The sequence below is a fragment of the Shouchella xiaoxiensis genome, from assembly GCF_016907895.1.
Lineage (GTDB): Bacteria > Bacillota > Bacilli > Bacillales > Bacillaceae_D > Shouchella > Shouchella xiaoxiensis.
In genome coordinates, this window is sequence record NZ_JAFBCV010000009.1 from 83,098 (window position 1) to 102,362 (window position 19,265).

Consider the following 19,265-nt stretch of genomic DNA (forward strand, 5'->3'; position numbering starts at 1 on the left):
ACATTTGAGGAGGAAAACAAATGAAGAAACAAGTAGGATTAACGGTTGCTGCTTTGATGTTGGTGCTTGTAGGTTGTTCAAACGGTGATGGAGAGACTGGTACTGATACGAATACGAGTAACGGTGAGCAAACAACGATTACATTAACAGGCTGGCAGTCATCGCCAACAGAACAGCGATATTTAGAAGATACGATTGCGGCGTTTGAAGACGCCAATCCAGATATAAATGTAGAGATTAGTACAATTGCCGATCAATACATGAATATTCTTCGCACACGCTTAATCGGTGGCGAAGGTCCAGATGTGTTTTTCCTTGAAGCTTTTGAAGCGCCGGGTTTAATTGAAACCGGAGTCGTTGAGCCACTCGATGACTATATTACCGATGAGTTTGATCTTGATGACTTTGAACAGCCGCTTGTTGATGCATTCCGAAACAATGATGGCGTCTTGTACGGCTTACCGAAGGACACGTCAACACTTGCTCTTTTCTACAATAAAGACATGTTTGAAGAAGCTGGAATTGAAGAAGCTCCGACAACTTGGGATGAGTTAATTGAGGTGGCCGAACAGCTGCAAAGCGATGATGTTTACGGGTTCGGGGTTGTGCCTGACTTGGCACGCTTAATGTTTATTGCTGAATCCAATGGTGGTCAAATTGCTGTCGATAACGAGGCTGCCTTTGCAGATCCAGCTGTAGTTGATGCGCTGCAACCAATCGTCGATATGCGCAATGAATTAGGAATCGCCGGTGAACCATCTGAAGCAGGTACTGACAACGGCGGGGAGATGTTTGCTTTAGAGCGGACGGCAATGATCATTGAAGGAAACTGGACCGTGCCTTATTTAGATGAGAATTTTCCAGACGTAAACTATGGTGTCGCTGAGATTCCAACCGTTAATGATGAGCAAGGAACGATGGCTTATACGGTTTCTTACGTTATGAATGCAGCTTCAGAGAAAAAAGAAGCATCATGGCGCTTAATTGAGTATTTGACAGGCAAGGAAGGCATGGAAAAATGGACGTCTTCTGGTTTAACATTGCCGACACGTGCATCTGTGTCTGAGTCGCTTGATTATGCCGATGACCCGCTTTACGGACCGTTTGTTGCTGGTGCTTCTTATGCAACGGTATGGAATGATGATACAAACCTACCGATTATCTATAACAACTTTAACAACCAGTTCTTAAGTGCCTTTCTTGGTCAAAGAGATTTACAAGAAGCGTTACAGGAAGCACAGGATGTTGCAAACAATGAAATTGATTAAAGGCGAAGAGAGGAGCTACCTCTCTTTCTCTTTCAAAAATAAAGGAGTGAGGAAGCTTGGCTAAAGGGAAACGCAACCCTTCAAAAATCAACCGGAATGATCTTGTACAGGGATACGGCTTTATGCTGCCCGCTTTATTGACGATCAGCGTGTTTATTTTGCTTCCCATCCTCTACGCAGTTGTTTTGTCGTTTCAGAAAGTGAATCTGCTTGCAGGTGTAAGCGAATTTGTCGGGTTTGATAACTTTACGCGAGCGTTCAACGATTACCGCACAGGAATTGCATTATCAAATACCGCTTTATATGTAGCGATTGTAGTACCTGTTCAAACCTTGCTGGCTATGGTCTTGGCTTCGCTTTTAAATGCCAAGATTCGTTGGACAAACACATTCCGGGTGCTGTTGTTCCTACCAACGCTGACGTCGTCTACGGTGCTAGCCATGATCTTCATGTTTATGTACAACAGTCAGAACGGGATTATTAACGAATTTCTTTCACTCGTCGGCTTACCGACATATAACTGGCTTGGAGATCCAGCTGTAGCTCTCTTCTCCATTATGATTATGAATATCTGGGCTACTGCACCTTTTTATATGATCATTTATTTAGCAGGCTTGAAAGATGTGCCGGAAAGTTTATACGAAGCTGCTGAGTTAGATGGCGCGAGCGCATTTCAGAAATTCCGTTATATTACAGTACCGATGCTACGACCGATTACCTCATTCGTCCTAATTATGGGGATCATCGGAACATTTCAGCTGTTTGATCAATCGTATATCTTCTCGGGTGGAACGGGCGGACCGGATAATTCGACGCTGACGATTGTTTTACTCATATACCAGTATGCATTCCAAACGTATGACCAAATTGGCTTTGCCGCCGCAGTTGCGTTCTTGCTGGCTGTTATTATCTTAATCGCGACGTTAATACAAAGAAAGCTACAAAAAGATGAACAAGTGTACTAAAAGGCAGGGGACAAGAACATGAAAACAAGAAAATGGAACCAACCAATCGTATATATCTTGCTCATTGGCTATAGCGTTATTACCGTCATCCCGTTTTTATGGGCGTTGTTTGCTTCCTTTAAACCGTTAAATGAAATTGTCGGGAGCTTCAGCTTCTTCCCTGAAACATGGACATTGGATAATTACCGCTACATTCTCGAAACACAGCCGTTGTTTTTAAGATGGTTAGGAAATAGTGTATTAATCGCCGTAGTCGGCACAATGCTTAACTTGCTATTTAATTCAATGGCAGGATATGCGCTTGCCCGCATCAATTTTCGTGGCCGGAAAAGCATGTTTTTACTTGTATTAGCAGTTTTAATGATCCCAGCTCAAGTTACGATGATCCCGAATTACCTGATCTTAAATTCACTTGGCTGGTTAAATACGTATCAAGGCATGATTGTTCCAGCAATGATTAATGCGACCTTTATTTTCATGATGCGTCAGTTCTTTGTTAACTTCCCTCGGGAAGTTGAGGAAGCCGCAGCAGTGGACGGACTGAGCCGTTTCGGAACATTTTTCCGTATCGTCTTGCCAATGGCAAAACCGGCTTTATTTGCCCAAGCGATCTTTGTATTTATGGGCATCTGGAACGATTTCATGCGTCCGCTAATCGTAATGACCGACGCAAGCATGTACACTCTTCCAGTTGGGTTAAACGCCTTCCAAACAGAAAACGTATCGTTTTGGAATTACGTTATGTCCGCATCAATGATCTTCACAATCCCAGTTCTCTTACTCTACGCCTTCTTTAATCGGTTGTTTATTGATGGCCTATCATTCAGAGGAGACAAGTAAACTAAACGAGCACCAGCAGATGCATAAACGTCTGCTGGTGTTTTTAGTGTTCCACGTGTAACATAATAAGTAAATCTATTCAGAAAGATCGGTGAAAAGCAGATGAGTTTGGCGGAGATAGTCGTTCAGGCAAAAACATATCAACGAAATAAACAATTTGAAAAAGCGGAACAACAGCTGCTACAGGCATTAGAATGGGAGCAAAATAATGGGGAAGTGAATTATTTGTTAGCTGCCAACTGTGATATGCAAGGCTTGGAGAGCCAAGCTGTGCCATACTATACAAAGGCGATAGAACTCGGTTTAAAGGAAGAAGATTTAAAGGAAGCCTATGTAGGCTTAGGTAGCACCTACCGTACATTAGGAAACTATGTAGAGTCAGAGAAGACTCTTACTGAGGGCTTAAAACGATTTCCGGACTACAAGCCACTACACGTCTTTTATTCGCTTACACTTTATAATCTCGGAAACTATGATAAAGCAATGGAGCGACTGCTTACATCGTTACTAGAAACGACAGCTGATCCAGACCTACAAGGGTTTAGAAACGCGCTAGACTATTATGCGCCGCGACTCAATCAAGTGTGGACCTAATGTTACGGCTTTATCTTGTACGACATGGGGAGACGAAGTGGAACGTAGAAAGGCGGATGCAGGGCTGGCAAGACTCACCACTTACCGAGAATGGGATTGAGCAGGCAAAGAGAATTGGTGCTTTCTTTCAACAGAAAGAAAAACTTGACCGAATTTACGTGAGCCCAAGTGGACGAACGATACATACTGCCGCGGAAATCGTCGCCGCGGCTTTTTCTAACATCTATCAAGACAGCCGTTTGCAAGAAATAAATCTAGGTATCTGGGAAGGGCTAACGAGTGATCAAGTAAACAAACAAGACTATGTAGAGAGCAATCGTTTCTGGGAAAAGCCAGAAGCATACCAAGCAACCAACGGCGGTGAGACCTTTACTGATCTGCAAAAGCGCGTCAAATCCTTTTTAGCTGATCTTGTTACTACTCACACTTCAGGAACGATTTTAGCGGTAACCCACGCTGTTGTAATAAAAATGATCCTGATGCTAGTTAGAGAAAATCAGTTGGCTCATTTGTGGGAGCCGCCATTTATCAATGGTGGAAGTTTGACTTTCCTAGAATGCACGAACAAGTGGCGGATTGTATTCGCTGGAAAAACCGTGACGGAGAGTGAAAACAGATGAAACATGCGCTTGTTTTTGGTGGAACGGGAATGCTTGCTAAAACAACAAGCTGGTTAGCTGAACAAGCCGATCATACCGTCGTGTTTGCACGAAATAAGAGCCGGGCAGGACGCATTTCGAAAAAAGTGAGCGCAATAGAGCTCGACTACACGGAAACAGAAGCATTAAAAGCGCTAATAATAAAGGCAATTGAAGAAAACGGGCCCGTGGATCTGGTGCATACTTGGATTCATGGCACCGCACCTAAGGGGATGGCAACCATTGTCACAACAGTGAACCAGCTTCAAGACCAGAGCTGGCGCTTGATCCATGTGAAAGGAAGCAGCGAGAGTCGGGAATCAATTGATCATCCCTTTGAAGCCGCAGCAAATAGGCAGGTCTTCTACCAAGAAGTGAAGCTTGGCTTTGAGATTGAAAATAATCAGTCAAGATGGTTAACGCATCAAGAAATTGCCGATGGAACAATGGAGGCAATTTCCACGAGCGTAGAAAGCTATACGATCGGCACACTTACTCCATGGGAAAAGCGACCGTAAAGAGTGGTTGTCTTGATTGTATTGGTTCGGTATACTCGAAAAAAGAATATACGTTCTTGTTTGCGGGGGTGAGAAAGACAGTGGAGTGCAAGTTTTGGACGGTGTGTATGATTAAAGATGGCGAATACGTATTGCTACTAAACCGTCAACACGACGCCTTTAAAGGATTTATTCCCCCTGGGGGGAAGTGTTGATTTTCCAGAAGGTTTCGTTGAGGGCGCGATCCGAGAAGTAAAAGAAGAAACTGGATTGAATGTAAGAAACCTTGTTTATAAAGGTCTCTATCACTATGTCAATCCCGTTCAGCGGGTACGTCATATGATTTTTAATTACATAACGGAAGAGTTTGAGGGGGAGCTTTTGCAAGAATGCCCTACTTTTTTGAAGAGGGTACATTTGATATAAAGGTTGTTTGGGATGATCACGGCAACCAAGAGGGAGACATTCACATTAAAAAGACGTAGGAGGAGAGCAAGAATGATGAAGCTTTACTTTACGGATAAAGAGAGAAAACAGCTGAGGAAATGCAAAATCAAGCAAAGCACGATTCACCTTTATACTAGTGCGGAGCTAGCAGAGCTAATCGCATGCGATCAAATACGAGCAAAGGAGCTCATTGCTCAAGCGCAGTTTCAGCAGATTCCTTCCATTGGTCCTCGATTCGCGTCTAGTTTAATCGGTTTAGGGTACTATTCGTTGGATGATCTTAGAGATCGTGATGGGGCAAAGCTAACGGATAGCCATGAAAAACAATGCGGTTACCCGGTTGATCCATGTGTGGAGGATCAGTTCAGGCTTGTAGTTTATTATGCAAACCATCCTGAGGCAACGAAAAACTGGTGGGATTTCACCGCTGAGCGCAAGCGGTATCGACAGAAGTATGGATATCCAGCTGATCGACCCGAATTAAAACGAGTTAATCAATTAAAAGAGGAGATTAAATGAAAAAGTCGATTGTTGGCATAGCGGCTGCATGTATCGGGGCTGGTCTAATCATTTTAGTCCTTCTGCATGAAGAGATGGTGTCATTACCAGACCAGCTTACCAGTGAGCAAGTAGCAGAAGAGATAAGAGCTTTGAAAAAGCAGCGAGAAGCAACGGAAGCCCATTTGGCAAACGAAGAGATCGATTATTCACTTGCAAACAATCAACTGCATGTCACTTTAAATCATGGGAGTGACTGGATCGAGGTTCCGGTTCATCCTAATTCGTTATTTTTTGGAGAAGGAGATGTACGAGAGGGAGAGCTTCAGCAAGGAACGTATTGGATGAACGAGCATAGGATCGCGTTCTTGTTTCATAAACCCATCTCTTTGGGAGAAGATGGTTATTCAACAGCGGCTGAGACCAAATTGCTTTATACATCTGACCAAGGAGAGACTTGGGAGCAGTCAACGGTGTTTGAACAGATGTTGCCGCCACGATTTCAGAAAATAGCGTTTGTTACAGATTCATTCGGTTATATTGTGCTAACGAGTGATAAAACGATGTCCAGTGAACTTACGCATCTTGCAATAACGGAAGATGGTGGTAGCAGCTGGAAGACGACTCGGACGCCGGATACGCATCGACTAGTGGCAGACGGAGGTTTTGTTGACGAGCAATTAGGTTTTCTTTCTTACGGAATTCTAACAACGGACGAGCCGGATTTATATGTGACAACCGATGGAGGAACGAATTGGGAGTCAGCAACTTTCACAATGCCTGAAGCCTATCAAATACATTTTGTTGTCGCTGAAACGCCGTTTTATGAAGACGGTGACCTGCTGGTTTATGTTAGGCAAGGATCTGACGGTGATTGGAACGGTGGGCAAAGCAAGGGGCTGTTTCACTCAAAGGATCAAGGTCGTACATGGCAATTTGTACGCGAGGTGATGCCTGATGAATTTGATTAGAATTACGCAGATTTGGTGGAATTCATTCTTGGTTACAAGGACCTCACTTAATTTGAGAAGTCTGTTTCGAATATGAAAAGAAAGTTATTACGCTCTCTAAATTACAGTGAAAAGAGGGTAAATATGCTAAGAACCGAAAAGGATGTATGCATGGCCATAGAAGCTGATCCACAAATGATGGCCGTTTTACACGCAGTCAAGCAATTGCAGCTGCCTGATAGCTGGGTAGCTGCTGGTTTTGTCCGGGGAAAGGTGTGGGATCTCCAACATGGATACACGACTAAAACCGAGCTTCCTGATGTTGACGTTGTTTACTTTGACGCGGAATGCGTTGCTGAAGCCATTGAGAAGGTCATGGAGCATAAGTTACGGGAATGGCTACCGGATGTCCCGTGGTCCGTTAAAAATCAGGCAAGAATGCATCTAGTTAACGGCTTTTCACCTTACCACTCAACTGAGGATGCAATTGCTCATTATCCTGAAACAGCGACAGCACTCGCTGTTCGGCTGGATGAGCGTAACCGAGTAGAGCTGCTCGCACCTTTGGGGATAGACGATGCAATACAGCTGAAACTTCGACCAACACCTTCCTATTGGGAGACGGGTGAGCAGTATAAGCGGTTTAAGCAACGACTTACGCGCAAGAACTGGCGCAAAAAATGGCCGAATGTGGAAGAGATTATTGTAGAATAGATGGGACGTCAGAAGCTTTCTAATGAAGAAGGTTTCTTTTTTATTTCCGGGGAAATGAAAAAACTGTCGAAAAAGATAAATAAAACCACTCTAGGATGCTAAAACTAACAAAAAAGTATGTTAGGGGCATTGTATGGTTCGTCAATTACAGATCGAAGTAAACACAGATGAAACGTTATCGAAGCGAGAACTAGCGATTTTACAAACGTTACTGTTAACAATCATAAGTGCAAGTACTACTGCTGGTTCTGGTGTGATGAAGCCTATTCCTACAAGCAACGCTAGCTTATCCGTGCTGTGTGAGTTCCATAATGAACTTGAACCCCAGCTAGCGAAAGAACGAGCTGAGCGTATAAAACGGTTGCTGCTAAACGGCTTTCGCATGAGTGGGTTAGTTACGCCAGAGGTGGAAATAAAAGCTCGATGAAGCTGGGATAAATTAGCTGTAACCGAGACCCTTTTCAATCAATTACCATCCGTTTATAATGAGGGGGCGTTCTCTAAGGAAAACGCGAAAAACTCGCAGGAGTTGATTAAATGGACGGTTTTTTATGGACGCTGGTCATTGGTTTCTTTGTTGTTATCTTTTATAGATTTGCTGTACATCCTTTTTTAAGAAGAAAGTACTTCGTGCGACGAGTTGAAAAGAGGCTGGTTGTGAACGATGAGTATAAAGATGTGTTAATTGCTTCATTTAAAGCAATTCAAAAAGAGCTTAAACATGCAGGTTCTGGGGTTGATGAACTAAAGCGTACGTATAATTTGATGGGGACGCGGACAAAGCTGGAAGTTGATCAGAAAAACATTACGTTATGGTATGAGGAAAATGGAGAGACTCTCATTTTTATGAAACAAGAATGGTATCTTCAGGCAGACAATCAATCATCGCAAGCGCTGCCTATTCCTTTTTCTCATCATGATGCAGACTATTGGCATCGTGCTGGGGAAATTCTCCGAATGCTGCCCTTATGGTGTCAGGCTGCCAATACGCATTATTTTCTATCCGAAGAAGAAGCTGTGGTAAAACGAGAGCAAATTGAGGGCAGTTTATTTCGAGAAATTGATTTGTTTATTCGAGACTTATCAAGTCGATATGAAGCAAGTCCACTCTTAAATGTGAGTGGATGAAAAAGTAGCCTTTGGCTACTTTTTTATTTCCTTTCTCTACCATATATAGTATGCTGAAATTAATTATCTATTAATACAAAATATTTCATTCATTTTTTAAGGATGATGCGAAGGAGCATGTAGATGATCCAATTAGAAGGAGTAACGCTCTCGTATGGCGTGGAGAAAGAGACGATTCTAATCTTAGAAGGTGTTGATTTAAACATTACTAGCGGAGAGTGGATCACCTTAATGGGCCCATCCGGTTCTGGAAAAACAACGTTATTGAATGTCTTATCGGGATTAATTAGCCCGTCAGCTGGAACACTTATGCTAGAAGGTGCGGATATGAAAGATATGAAACAGGCAGATCGTCAGAACTATTTCCGCACAAACTCATCCTCTGTTTATCAACAGTTTCGCTTATTACCGCAGTTTTCGGTTTTGGAGAACGTAATGCTACCATTAGTTCCATACAAAAAAAAGAGCGAGATTGAGTCAAGTGCGAAAAAATTAATCGAACGAGTAGGTTTAAGTCATCGTTTAATGCATTTTCCACATCAATTATCAGGTGGTGAGCAGCAGCGGACTTCAATTGCGCGAGCGTTATTAACTAGTCCGAAAATATTGTTATGTGATGAACCAACTGGAAATTTAGATACAAAAAATCGTGATAACATCCTTACACTTCTGAGTAAGTTACATCAAGAGGGACTGACAATTGTCGTAGCGACGCACGATAAAGCAGTGGCACAGCGCAGCGACCGAATAGTTCATCTCAAAGACGGAATGATTAGCGAAGGTATTCTGCAGTCATGATACGTTATAGTTTTCTCTCAGTTCGCAATCACTTTCGACACTCTCTTTTATTCATTATTGCATTGGTAGCTATCTTTTTGGCAATTCCTCTAAGCCTGTCTACATTGATGGAAATGAATGCCACAATTGAAGCGGATATACGGGAACACGGTCGAGGAAGCTATGATTTACTTATTCGACCAGCGGATAGTCAGGCAAATGTGGAACAAGAGCTGAATCTTGTTGAAGAAAACTATGTCAGCTTTAACGAAGGCGGTATCTCCCTAGATGAATGGGAAGAAATAAAGACAATTGAAGGTATTGATATTGCTGCTCCAGTTGCTTCTTTAGGTTATTTTACCGGGCAGCATACGAGTATTGAGTTTGCAAATCAAGCGAATGAAAACGTGATGGTCAATGGCTATTTCTCCATGTCAGATGGAATTAATCAATATCAATTTGCAAATAATGAGGACCCGACATTTATACTTGAACAAGAAGGATTTAACTTTAATAAGTCAAACGATACATTAACAAGCTTTGATGTGATTCCGGGTACCGCAAATATTCGAAAAGCATTCCCAATTCCTATTTCTTATTATTCTCTCGTGGCTATTGATCGTGAACAAGAGGAGAAATTAACTGGATTCGATCTATCAGCATTTAATAACGAGATTGATGAGACGTTATTGGTTGGACATACGGAAGAATATCTCGGTGGCGATTCAACAAAAGAGCCAGTAGACCATTTCATTCCAATTGTTTATTTAGAAACAGCAGATACATCTCTCACCTTTCACATGACGGTTGACCCAATCAATTGGTCAAGTGATGATACACTAGCGCTAAAAGACGCATATGGAATTAATGAAGAAGATCCTTTTTTCATGTCAGGTCCAGAAGTAGAGGATCAAATGATTGAGGAATTACATGCACGCCGAACGGGAGAGCAACAGCTTGAGATTGATTTATCTGAATATTTAAAGCCTTTCTATCACCAACAGCCGACTTTGACTTCAGATGGAAGAAACGTAGAAAAACTTGGAGGTTATGAAACGATTACACATTCTTCTCAATACTATGTGGCATCTCCGGTTGATTATGAAATAAGAGGTGAACAGATTACGATTGGAATTCATGATGAGATTGATGGGGTTCCTACGTACAGGAAATTAGAGGAGAAAGGAAAAGTTTATGAGTTTTTTGATGATGAAAGTAGTGAGTTCTTGTTTGCCCCTGTTGGTTCCTATACTGTTGGTAATTATGAAGAATCGCTTGCAGCAAGTCCGCTAGGTATTTATCAACAATCGCCTGTGACAGCTGGGGATGGGACTGTTATTACTGAAACAATTAAACCTGGTAGCTTTGTTGCATCTCCTGCCCAAGGGTTAGTTCAACTTAAAGAGGCGGCTTATTTTAAAGGAGATAAACCAATTGATGCTATTCGTGTGAAGGTGGCAGGCATAACAGAGTACGACGAAGAAGCACAGTCAAAAATTGAAGAAATTATTTTAGCGATTCAGAATCGGGGTACCTATCAAATTGATATGGTTGCAGGATCTTCACCTCAGTTAATGACGATGAATGTTGAAGGGATCGGAGAAGTCACACAGTACTGGACAGGGCTTGGAGCGGCAACAACCATTAGTGAAGGCTGGAGTCTAACGAATACAATCATCGCAGGATTATTTTTCCTAGCAAGTATTAGCTATGTCATTAATCGGTTTATGTTCCGCCGTCGCACGAGACAGTCTGAGCAGCGGCTACTCACTGATCTCGGTTGGAAACCGGCTCATATCCGCCGCTTCTACTTATTGGAAAGCTTGATGCTGACGTTAATAGCGCTACTGATTTCAGTTATTGGTACGTTTGTTTTTATTCAAACGGGCCTCCTGAATTGGAATGCATATGTATATTTACTAGCCGTGTTTGGATTTACGGTTTTAATCATGTTCATTCAATCGTTTGGAAATAGTGAACCCTCTATTTTTACATTTTCAACGTTAAAAGGAAAAAAGATTTGGGTGCGAAATGTTTTGTTTTACAGGCAGCTTATTAGCGTAACTTTTTTTCAACTCGCAATGATTGCTGCTGTAATGGTGTTTGTTGCTTCCTCTCTTATTGCAACAGTAGCAGCGACAAGCGCCACAAATTTAGGCACCTATATTGTCGATGGCGTATTTTTATCATTAGTGCTTATTGTAATCGCCGCTTTTGCCCTTGCTATGATAACGGTGACTGAGAGCGTCTCAGCATTTCTTCTCTTGCGAAAAGGGGAATTACAGACACTTAGAGATGTTGGTTGGCGTCCTAAAGATGTTTATCATCTTTGTTTGAAAGAGTCATCGGCCTGGACACTTGTTGCAATTGCCAGTGGGGTTTTGGCCAGTAGTCTAGCAGTTTTTATACTATTCGAGTTCTCATTCATGCTATTGTTAGCGACTTTAGGTGGAGCAATTGTTTTGGCATTAGGTGTGTTAATTGCCGCTCATCAAATGATTCAATCCCATATAAAAGCCTATAGCTAAAAGTTAGCTTCCTCTTTCCTTAAAGAGGAAGCTTTTTTGGGTGGCTCTTGTTACACTTATGGTGGATAAAGCAGGAAGGGTGAGACGGCTGTGAGTACGAGGAGAAAGAAACGCTCTAAATGGGGAACGGGAATATCAATTGGAATCGCTCTTGGGTTTTCCTTTGGGTTTATAACGGGTGCTTACTTTTTTTATATGATGTGCGGGCTAGTGCTTGGCATTATCGTCGATTGGAACCGTAATCGAAAATAAGGTAACCGTATGTTGAAAAAGCGTCCTTAATATGGAAAGGAAGGCTCGCTTTCGCATTTGTTTTCAGTATAATGAAAATAATTAAACGGAAGTGGTGGTGAATGTTCTGGACTATATTCTGATTAATAAACGCACGGGAGAAGTGATTTCAGATGTAGCATTTTACCGCACCAAGAATCAGCAGAAAGGCTGGCAGGAAAAACGTAGGAGACTAATGGCAAGGGGGTCAGGTCAAGACCGGTTTGTTGCTTGTTTCCCTGCAACAATGAATGAGAATCTTGGAACGCTAAGTCTAAGTGAAGCAGGTGCTCTGTTAAAACTATTATTCTATCTATCAATTAATCAACAAGGGAAGCTAGTAGTGGAGCAGGGAATGGTGTTACAAGTCGCTTATTTGTCATTTGTTTTTGATCGGAGTCGTTCAAGCACGCTGAAACTGTTGAAATCATTAGAACAGGCGGGAGTACTATTCAAGAAGCGAGAAAATCAATTTTGTACATTTTATATAAATGAGAAATACCATCATCGTGGCAGGCTAAATAAAAGGAAGTTTGTTAAACTTGCGATTGGCACATATTCCTTAACTCATATCTTTCCATTAAAGCTTGTTGAAGCAGGTTTCTTATATAAGTTAATCCCCTATCTCCACTTTCAAACAAATGAGCTTGTTATGGAACCAGACGAACCAAATCTTGATCAAGTACAGCCGTTAAATCGCAACACAATTGCTGGTCTTTTGGACTGTGATCCAAAACGAGTGACACAACTAATGAATCGACTTGATGAGACGGGGGTCATTCGTAAAAGCCGAGGCAAAAAAGGCTATACCTATAAGGTTAATCGAGGGATTTTATATCGAACATATGAATATAACCAAGGTTTCTGAGACGGCTATTGAGACTGAGAGAAAAGGGTAAAAACGCTACATTTCCCCTCTCTGAAAAGGGGAAAAACGAGACCTTTGTAAATCAAATATAACCGTGAAAAAGCTTGGTATAAAGGGATTATTTAAGGAATTCACAGTCTCATTCTACCTCTATCTCTTGTGCGGTGCTCATCCGCTTGTAAAACCGCTCTGGCTAACGCCAGTAAAACAACAAAAAACAACAACAAAGGAGCCAAGTGTATGAAACAACTGTTGTCTGTCCTGATATTCGTTACAGGAGTAATCTACATTGCTTTCATTGAAAAAGAAGCCACTTTTGTAAGCGTATTCTTCAAGGCGCTACCGATGTTTCTTCTTTTGATATATGCTATGATCAACTACCGAACTGTAGGAAAACATCGCGCAATTGTAATCGGCCTGTTTGTTTGTATGCTGGCAGACATTGCGATCGCCTTTTCATTTCTTGCTGGTCTTAGTATTTTTTTATTTGGTCATGTTTTTTATGTCTATGCATTTTTAAAGGCAACAAGAAGGAAAGATCGTTTAAAGAAAATGGGTATTCCTTATATGGTTTATGCAGCAGCAGCGGGGTTGATTTTGGTTGGCGCATTGGTGCAGTCAGAAGAAGGGCTAATGGTCGCTCCAGTTGTTCTCTATATTGTTGTCATTACGTCGATGGGAATTGCAGCTGCTTGGACAAGAAATCGCTATGCCGTTTGTGGTAGTCTGTTCTTTATCTTGTCCGATACCATTCTTGCGTGGAATTTATTTGTTACATCTGTAGCTTTCTCTCATGTATGGATTATGACAACGTACTACGGTGCTCAGTATCTAATCGTTACAAGTATAAGCAAGTTAGAGAAATAAGGTTTTATTTGGAGGAGTGGATGATGAACATTGATAAACAGAAAACTTATCCTAAGCGTTTATTAAATAAAGGAAGTGGCTTTCTCTCTGGTTACAGCCATACGCTTAACCCGTATACTGGCTGTGCGTTTGCTTGTTCTTATTGCTATGTAAGGCAAATGCCGGTGCAGCTTTTTCGCAATCAGGACTGGGGCGAGTGGGTTGACGTGAAACAAAATGCTGGTCAACTATTAGAGAAAGAGCTAAAGAGCGCTAAGAAAAAAGGATCCGTTACTATCTTTATGTCATCTAGCACGGATCCCTATCAGCCGATAGAATATAAAGAACGAGTCACGCGCCAGCTGCTGGAAGCAATGGTTCATGAGCAGCCAGACTTTTTATTTGTACAAACAAGAAGTTCACTTGTGACGAGAGACATTGACTTGTTTCAACAGCTAAAGGATAAAGTGCGTATCAGCATAACGATCGAGACCGACTCTGACGAGATTCGCAAAGCGTTTTCGCCTTCTGCACCGCCAATTGCTGGAAGATTAAAGGCATTAGCTACTTTAAGACAAGCTGGAATTCCAACCCAAGCAGCCATTGCGCCACTATTACCAAGCTCTCCAGCTTTTGCAGAGCTGCTGCACACCTACGTTGACCGTGTCTGTGTCGATGATTTTTTTATGGGAGACGGCAGCGGTGGAAAACGAACCGAACGACTAAACATTGAGCGGATTTTTAAGGAACTCAATTTAGAAAAATGGTACGAAAAAGACGCTTACCAGAAGCTCATTTCACGTCTGTATACCTATTTTGAACCGGAGCAGATTCGTGTTAGTAAGGACGGTTTTTTACCGTAACATGCGGATCTTATAACACGTACTTTCTAAAACTCTTCTTCTTTATCGTGTTTGTATTCTAGTAAAGTGCGTACAAGCTCGTAACAGCGCGTTCATCATTAACTAGATCCGTATTAACTCTAACCTTGCTTAATACGTACAAAAACCGGTTTTAATTAGTCCCTTACTCTCCCAATTACAAACCCATCGTAGCCCTTCTCACCAACCGTTTGGATAGCGGTCGAATCAATCCGTTCTTCTTGCGCGAGCATGTCAATGAAGGTTCGAATGCCATGTATTCGTGGGTCCGTGCTATGGCGATTAATGAGTTCTCCATCTCTTACAACATTGTCAGCTATAATGACAGCTCCTGGTTCAGCTAGTTTTAACGCCCATTCTAAGTAATAAGGATTGTTTGGCTTGTCTGCGTCTATGAAGAAAAAATCAAACGATTCGTTTTGCTGCTCCAATTTTGGTAATGTTTCAAGTGCAGCGCCGAGTTGAACGCTGATACATTCAGCAAATCCAGCATTCACGATGTTCTCATTTGCACAAGAGGCATGAGCTGAATTTGCTTCAAGCGTAATGATTTTCCCCCCTTCTGACAATCCTTTTGCCATACAAATGGTGCTATAGCCACCAAGCGTACCAATTTCCAAAATTCGCTTAGCCTTTGTCATTTGTACAAGTAAGCGTAAAAACTCGCCTTGCGTACGGGACACATCAATTTCCGGTAAATCTTTTTCGCGGTTATTTTCGAGCACTAAATCAAGAGCGTGATCTTCTTGATGCAATTGCTGTGCTAAGTATGAATCGACTAACTGCCATTTTTAAACGTCCATTCGCTTCATCTCCCTTTCGTTTTGTCCTTGCACCATTAGTGTATGGTAAAATGAATAATAAGAATAATATATATTCATTACGAATACATAACTTTATTTTATGTAGGGGAGTGAACAAATGAACTTGCATGGTCTTCGGCTTTTCCATCAAGTGATGCGTCAAGGCAGCATTACGAAAGCGGCAAAAGCACAGCATATTAGCCAACCAGCTGTTTCTAGTCAGTTAAAGGCGTTTGAAATAGAACTTGGTTTGCCATTGTTTGAAAAAGAGGGAAGAACCCTTGTCCCGACAACGTTCGCACTTGACCTCTCTCGTAAAGCTGAAACGTTATTTGCATTAGAAAGTCATATCGAAACGTTTCTAGAAGATTGCCGCCATGCACGCGTTGGTAGCATTAAAATTGCTGCTACGTATTTACCTGCCAATTTCTTATTACCTAGATGGGCAGGGGCATTTAAAGTAACTTATCCTGATGTAAACGTTATGATACAAACGAACAATTCCAAGCAAGCCTTTCATCAGCTTGCTAACTATAAAGCAGACGTGGCGATGTATGCGGGCAGTCCTGAAGAAAGACCTCATGAAGTTGAGTGGGATGAATTGTTTTCAGATGAACTCTGGTTTGTTGTATCTCCATCCCATCCATACGCGAGCAAAGAGGTTTCGTTTGCAACGATGGCAGCCCAGCCTTTTGTAATGCGCGAAGAAGGAAGTTCCACTCGTGCACGTTTGTATGCATTATGCCAAGCGAATCAAGTGAAAACACCTAAAATTGCCTTGCAGTTTTCAGGTTTAAACGAAGCGCTCTCAGCTGTTACAGCGGGTTTTGGCGTTAATTTTGTCTCGTCCTTAGTTGCCCGTGATTACATCAAACGTGGCTTGCTTGCACGTGTTTATGTTCAAAATGTAACCGCGATGAATAAAATTGCCATTTGCACTAGAAAAAATGAGCAACCAAGCGCATTGGTTCGTCAATTTATTAGCCATTGCAAACAGATGTCTAAATAAGGAGCACTCGGCGATTTCAAAACAGCTCCACTTAGTAAAAATAAACTTTTAATTGACGATTTATTTAGAAAAATATACACTTAGTTTAATCGACAAACAAACTTTTGGAAGCGTTATTAATTGAGGTTTACAATAGAAAGAGGGTAGTCAATGTGGCTTATGTAATTGGAGTGGACTTAGGAACGAGTGCAGTGAAAGTATTGCTCGTCAACCGAGCAGGAGACATCGTTCATGAAGTATCAAGACCGTATCCGCTGATCCATGAAAAAGCGGGCTACAGTGAGCAAGATCCAGATGAGTGGGTGAACCAGACAATTCAAGCATTAAAAGAATTGGTTCAACAAATAGGTGGAGAGGTTTCGCAAGTAGAAGGAATGAGTTTTTCGGGACAGATGCATGGGCTTGTGCTAGTTGGTTCAGATAATAAGCCGCTGCGTCCGGCCATTCTCTGGAACGATACGCGAACGTCGGCTCAGTGTAAGCAGATCTATGAAACAGCTGGAAAAGACACGGTCCATCGTTTAACAAAAAATCCGGCATTGGAAGGCTTTACGTTACCAAAACTTCTGTGGGTACGTGAGCATGAGCCTGAGCTGTATGAGCAGGCAGCTGTGTTTATGCTGCCAAAAGATTATTTGCGGCTTCATTTAACGGGAGAATGTCATACCGACTTCTCGGATGCAGGAGGAACATTGCTTCTTGATGTGGAAAACAAACAGTGGAGCGAGGAAATGTGTCGTTTGTTTGCTATTAAGCCTTCGCTTTGTCCACCTCTAGTTGAAGCTTCGGCTGAAGTTGGTCGGTTAAAGGAAGCGGTTTGCAGAGAAACAGGGCTACCTTCAACGCTTAAAGTGTTTGCAGGTGGAGCGGACAATGCTTGTGGAGCGATTGGTGCAGGGATTTTGGACGAAACAAAAACGCTTGTTAGCATTGGTACGTCTGGTGTTGTTTTGTCTTATGAAGAAGCTGGGAACAAGGATTTTGCGGGTAAGGTGCATTATTTTAATCACGGCGCACCAGATGTTTATTACACGATGGGCGTGACGCTTGCAGCAGGACACAGCCTAAGCTGGTTTAAAGAGACGTTTGCAAGCGATGAATCCTTTGAGTCACTGCTTGCCGAGGCGGAAGCGGTCTCACCTGGAGCAAACGGTTTGCTCTTTACGCCGTATCTTTCAGGTGAACGAACGCCCCATGCCGATGCGATGATACGCGCAAGCTTTATTGGGGCGAGTCCAACTCATCAAAGAGGACACTTTGTGCGGGCAGTGTTAGAAGGGATTACCTTTTCACTAAAAGAATCTCTGGATCTCTTTCGTCAGCAAGGAAAAGAGATTAAGACGATTGTCTCCATTGGGGGTGCAGTGAAGAGTCCACTGTGGTTGCAGCTACAAGCAGATGTATTTCAAGCAGAGATCGTCAAGCTTAAAGGAGATCAAGGACCGGGAATGGGGGCTGCGATGCTGGCAGCGTATGGTTCTGGTTGGTTTCAGTCGTTAGCGGAATGTGCGGATGCATTCTTGACAGTCGACCAAGTGTATCAACCGAATGTCGACCGAGGAGCAACTTATGAGGGGCTGTTCTCTATTTATCAAGACGTTTATTCGGCAACAGCTGGATTGAGTAAACGATTAGCAGCTTTTCGCTAAAACTAGCTTAGAGGAGAGACCAAAAATGAAGGCAGCGATACAGACGGGAACAAGCGGACAGACAGAAGTCATCCTAGAAAATGATTACGGAATGAAACTTGAAATTTTAGCGGTAGGAGCGACAGTTACGAAGTTAATTGTTCCTGATAAAGACGGAAGAAAAGAAAACATTGTAGTCAGTTTGGCAGATAAAGAGGCATATCCGAACGATGAAGCCTATTTCGGTGCATTAATTGGTCCTGTCGCTGGAAGAGTGAAGGCGGCTTCGTTTAAACATGGGGGCACAACGTATCAACTGACTGCGAATGAAGGAGAAAACCAGCTTCATAGCGGTAAGACAGGATTTCATCAAGAACAATTTATTCCGAACGTATTTGAACATGAGAACGAAGTAGGCGTTACTTTCACGCGGGAAAGTCAGCAGTGCACAGACGGCTTCCCAGGAAAACTATCGTTAGAAGTTCGTTATACATTGAGCAACGAGAATGAATGGATTCTTTCTTATAAAGCACATACCGATGAAATGACGCCAATTACGTTAACCAACCATACGTATTTTAATTTATCTGGTGATTTCGATCAGTCAATTGCAGATCATCGACTGACAATGGAGAGTGATGGCTATTTAGAATTAGGAAAGGACTTACTCCCAACAGGTTTTATTGTATCTGAAGAGGGTCCCTTTCAGTTTCAAGATGGACGCTTGTTAGGAGACGGTTTTAAGGCAGGGCATGAGCAAATTAAACAGGCAGGAGGTGGGTACGATCATTTCTTTTTCTTAAAAGAAGGGAAGAAGGTGATTTACGTAACGGAACCAACTTCAGGGCGTGAATTGACCGTAACAACGACGCAGCCTGGTGTGACTTTTTATTCTGGTAACGGATTAGATGGAACCGACTTGCTCGCTGATGGGAAAACAGCGCAAAAACACGGTGCTTTCTGTTTAGAAACGCAGAGTCCACCTGCTTCTCTCCATCATAAAGGGCTTCCATCCATTTGGCTGAAGCCAGGAGAGCTGTATGAACACGAGACGATATACAAATTTAGCAAAACAAAGGCATCAATGATCAACAACAAATAAAAGGAGGATATGCA

General features: G+C 42.3%; 21 protein-coding genes and 1 pseudogene. 21 read left to right on the forward strand and 1 reads right to left on the reverse strand.

Features of this window, described 5'->3' with window-relative positions:
• The first annotated feature begins 20 nt into the window (after positions 1–20).
• The 18 genes and pseudogenes from JOC54_RS14155 (at position 21) to JOC54_RS14240 (ending at position 14,691) form a co-directional block, all read left to right on the forward strand.
• Positions 21–1,268 (forward strand): ABC transporter substrate-binding protein, encoded by a 1,248-nt coding sequence (locus JOC54_RS14155; protein WP_035419482.1) that lies wholly within the window; start codon positions 21–23, stop codon positions 1,266–1,268.
• Positions 1,269–1,390: 122 nt separating this feature from the next.
• Positions 1,391–2,233 carry a carbohydrate ABC transporter permease gene (locus JOC54_RS14160; RefSeq protein ID WP_051991475.1) on the forward strand — a complete coding sequence of 281 codons (843 nt, stop codon included), beginning with the start codon at positions 1,391–1,393 and terminating at the stop codon, positions 2,231–2,233.
• Positions 2,234–2,251: 18 nt separating this feature from the next.
• Positions 2,252–3,073: a carbohydrate ABC transporter permease gene (locus JOC54_RS14165; protein WP_035419483.1), complete on the forward strand. Its 822-nt coding sequence runs from the start codon at positions 2,252–2,254 to the stop codon at positions 3,071–3,073.
• A gap of 102 nt (positions 3,074–3,175) precedes the next feature.
• The gene (locus JOC54_RS14170; protein WP_204466843.1) at positions 3,176–3,667 is read left to right on the forward strand and encodes a tetratricopeptide repeat protein; all 492 of its coding nucleotides are present in this window, start codon (positions 3,176–3,178) and stop codon (positions 3,665–3,667) included.
• Positions 3,667–4,287: a histidine phosphatase family protein gene (locus JOC54_RS14175; RefSeq protein WP_204466844.1), complete on the forward strand. Its 621-nt coding sequence runs from the start codon at positions 3,667–3,669 to the stop codon at positions 4,285–4,287. The genes JOC54_RS14170 and JOC54_RS14175 overlap by 1 nt, the downstream gene beginning before the upstream one ends.
• Positions 4,284–4,823: a Rossmann-fold NAD(P)-binding domain-containing protein gene (locus JOC54_RS14180; protein ID WP_204466845.1), complete on the forward strand. Its 540-nt coding sequence runs from the start codon at positions 4,284–4,286 to the stop codon at positions 4,821–4,823. Before JOC54_RS14175 ends, JOC54_RS14180 begins: the two co-directional genes overlap by 4 nt.
• Positions 4,824–4,930: 107 nt before the next feature.
• Positions 4,931–5,287: pseudogene (locus JOC54_RS14185) on the forward strand (NUDIX domain-containing protein).
• A 13-nt stretch (positions 5,288–5,300) separates the two neighbouring features.
• Positions 5,301–5,768 (forward strand): helix-hairpin-helix domain-containing protein, encoded by a 468-nt coding sequence (locus tag JOC54_RS14190; RefSeq protein ID WP_204466846.1) that lies wholly within the window; start codon positions 5,301–5,303, stop codon positions 5,766–5,768.
• Positions 5,765–6,718, forward strand: coding sequence for a WD40/YVTN/BNR-like repeat-containing protein (locus JOC54_RS14195; protein WP_204466847.1), 954 nt, complete (start codon positions 5,765–5,767; stop codon positions 6,716–6,718). Before JOC54_RS14190 ends, JOC54_RS14195 begins: the two co-directional genes overlap by 4 nt.
• A 150-nt stretch (positions 6,719–6,868) precedes the next feature.
• Positions 6,869–7,411: a nucleotidyltransferase family protein gene (locus JOC54_RS14200; RefSeq protein WP_239586737.1), complete on the forward strand. Its 543-nt coding sequence runs from the start codon at positions 6,869–6,871 to the stop codon at positions 7,409–7,411.
• A 133-nt stretch (positions 7,412–7,544) separates the two neighbouring features.
• Positions 7,545–7,838: a hypothetical protein gene (locus JOC54_RS14205; protein ID WP_054793849.1), complete on the forward strand. Its 294-nt coding sequence runs from the start codon at positions 7,545–7,547 to the stop codon at positions 7,836–7,838.
• 110 nt (positions 7,839–7,948) lie between these two features.
• A complete protein-coding gene (locus JOC54_RS14210; RefSeq protein ID WP_204466849.1) occupies positions 7,949–8,539 on the forward strand; it encodes a hypothetical protein in 591 nt (196 codons plus the stop codon).
• A gap of 123 nt (positions 8,540–8,662) precedes the next feature.
• Positions 8,663–9,337, forward strand: a complete 675-nt coding sequence (locus JOC54_RS14215) for an ABC transporter ATP-binding protein (RefSeq protein ID WP_204466850.1) — start codon at positions 8,663–8,665, stop codon at positions 9,335–9,337.
• Between the two features lie 77 nt (positions 9,338–9,414).
• Complete coding sequence (locus JOC54_RS14220) at positions 9,415–11,844, forward strand: FtsX-like permease family protein (RefSeq protein WP_204466851.1); 2,430 nt, start codon at positions 9,415–9,417, stop codon at positions 11,842–11,844.
• A 90-nt stretch (positions 11,845–11,934) separates the two neighbouring features.
• Positions 11,935–12,096, forward strand: coding sequence for a glycine zipper domain-containing protein (locus JOC54_RS14225; RefSeq protein WP_158332285.1), 162 nt, complete (start codon positions 11,935–11,937; stop codon positions 12,094–12,096).
• Between the two features lie 97 nt (positions 12,097–12,193).
• Positions 12,194–12,982, forward strand: a complete 789-nt coding sequence (locus JOC54_RS14230; RefSeq protein ID WP_204466852.1) for a hypothetical protein — start codon at positions 12,194–12,196, stop codon at positions 12,980–12,982.
• A gap of 240 nt (positions 12,983–13,222) precedes the next feature.
• Positions 13,223–13,849: a lysoplasmalogenase gene (locus tag JOC54_RS14235; RefSeq protein ID WP_204466853.1), complete on the forward strand. Its 627-nt coding sequence runs from the start codon at positions 13,223–13,225 to the stop codon at positions 13,847–13,849.
• Between the two features lie 23 nt (positions 13,850–13,872).
• On the forward strand, positions 13,873–14,691 hold the full coding sequence (locus tag JOC54_RS14240; RefSeq protein WP_204466854.1) for an SPL family radical SAM protein: 819 nt from the start codon (positions 13,873–13,875) through the stop codon (positions 14,689–14,691).
• Positions 14,692–14,846: 155 nt separating this feature from the next.
• Here JOC54_RS14240 and JOC54_RS14245 read toward each other — a convergent pair whose 3' ends face one another.
• Positions 14,847–15,464: an O-methyltransferase gene (locus JOC54_RS14245; protein ID WP_239586738.1), complete on the reverse strand. Its 618-nt coding sequence runs from the start codon at positions 15,462–15,464 to the stop codon at positions 14,847–14,849.
• Between the two features lie 166 nt (positions 15,465–15,630).
• On the opposite strand from JOC54_RS14245, the gene JOC54_RS14250 reads away from it, so the two are divergent.
• The 3 genes from JOC54_RS14250 to JOC54_RS14260 all read left to right on the forward strand — a co-directional run bounded on the left by JOC54_RS14250 (position 15,631) and on the right by JOC54_RS14260 (position 19,251).
• Positions 15,631–16,521, forward strand: coding sequence for a LysR family transcriptional regulator (locus JOC54_RS14250; RefSeq protein ID WP_204466855.1), 891 nt, complete (start codon positions 15,631–15,633; stop codon positions 16,519–16,521).
• Between the two features lie 152 nt (positions 16,522–16,673).
• A complete protein-coding gene (gene xylB, locus JOC54_RS14255) occupies positions 16,674–18,170 on the forward strand; it encodes a xylulokinase (protein WP_204466856.1) in 1,497 nt (498 codons plus the stop codon).
• Between the two features lie 25 nt (positions 18,171–18,195).
• Positions 18,196–19,251, forward strand: coding sequence for an aldose epimerase family protein (locus JOC54_RS14260; protein WP_204466857.1), 1,056 nt, complete (start codon positions 18,196–18,198; stop codon positions 19,249–19,251).
• Positions 19,252–19,265: the final 14 nt, after the last annotated feature.

What these genes read in the sequence shown, in the direction of transcription:
- JOC54_RS14155 (WP_035419482.1), top strand. Translation starts at nt 21, where the DNA reads ATGAAGAAACAAGTAGGATTAACGGTTGCTGCTTTGATGTTGGTGCTT.
- JOC54_RS14160 (WP_051991475.1), top strand. Translation starts at nt 1,391, where the DNA reads ATGCTGCCCGCTTTATTGACGATCAGCGTGTTTATTTTGCTTCCCATC.
- JOC54_RS14165 (WP_035419483.1), top strand. Translation starts at nt 2,252, where the DNA reads ATGAAAACAAGAAAATGGAACCAACCAATCGTATATATCTTGCTCATT.
- JOC54_RS14170 (WP_204466843.1), top strand. Translation starts at nt 3,176, where the DNA reads ATGAGTTTGGCGGAGATAGTCGTTCAGGCAAAAACATATCAACGAAAT.
- JOC54_RS14175 (WP_204466844.1), top strand. Translation starts at nt 3,667, where the DNA reads ATGTTACGGCTTTATCTTGTACGACATGGGGAGACGAAGTGGAACGTA.
- JOC54_RS14180 (WP_204466845.1), top strand. Translation starts at nt 4,284, where the DNA reads ATGAAACATGCGCTTGTTTTTGGTGGAACGGGAATGCTTGCTAAAACA.
- JOC54_RS14190 (WP_204466846.1), top strand. Translation starts at nt 5,301, where the DNA reads ATGATGAAGCTTTACTTTACGGATAAAGAGAGAAAACAGCTGAGGAAA.
- JOC54_RS14195 (WP_204466847.1), top strand. Translation starts at nt 5,765, where the DNA reads ATGAAAAAGTCGATTGTTGGCATAGCGGCTGCATGTATCGGGGCTGGT.
- JOC54_RS14200 (WP_239586737.1), top strand. Translation starts at nt 6,869, where the DNA reads ATGGCCATAGAAGCTGATCCACAAATGATGGCCGTTTTACACGCAGTC.
- JOC54_RS14205 (WP_054793849.1), top strand. Translation starts at nt 7,545, where the DNA reads ATGGTTCGTCAATTACAGATCGAAGTAAACACAGATGAAACGTTATCG.
- JOC54_RS14210 (WP_204466849.1), top strand. Translation starts at nt 7,949, where the DNA reads ATGGACGGTTTTTTATGGACGCTGGTCATTGGTTTCTTTGTTGTTATC.
- JOC54_RS14215 (WP_204466850.1), top strand. Translation starts at nt 8,663, where the DNA reads ATGATCCAATTAGAAGGAGTAACGCTCTCGTATGGCGTGGAGAAAGAG.
- JOC54_RS14235 (WP_204466853.1), top strand. Translation starts at nt 13,223, where the DNA reads ATGAAACAACTGTTGTCTGTCCTGATATTCGTTACAGGAGTAATCTAC.
- JOC54_RS14240 (WP_204466854.1), top strand. Translation starts at nt 13,873, where the DNA reads ATGAACATTGATAAACAGAAAACTTATCCTAAGCGTTTATTAAATAAA.
- JOC54_RS14250 (WP_204466855.1), top strand. Translation starts at nt 15,631, where the DNA reads ATGAACTTGCATGGTCTTCGGCTTTTCCATCAAGTGATGCGTCAAGGC.
- JOC54_RS14260 (WP_204466857.1), top strand. Translation starts at nt 18,196, where the DNA reads ATGAAGGCAGCGATACAGACGGGAACAAGCGGACAGACAGAAGTCATC.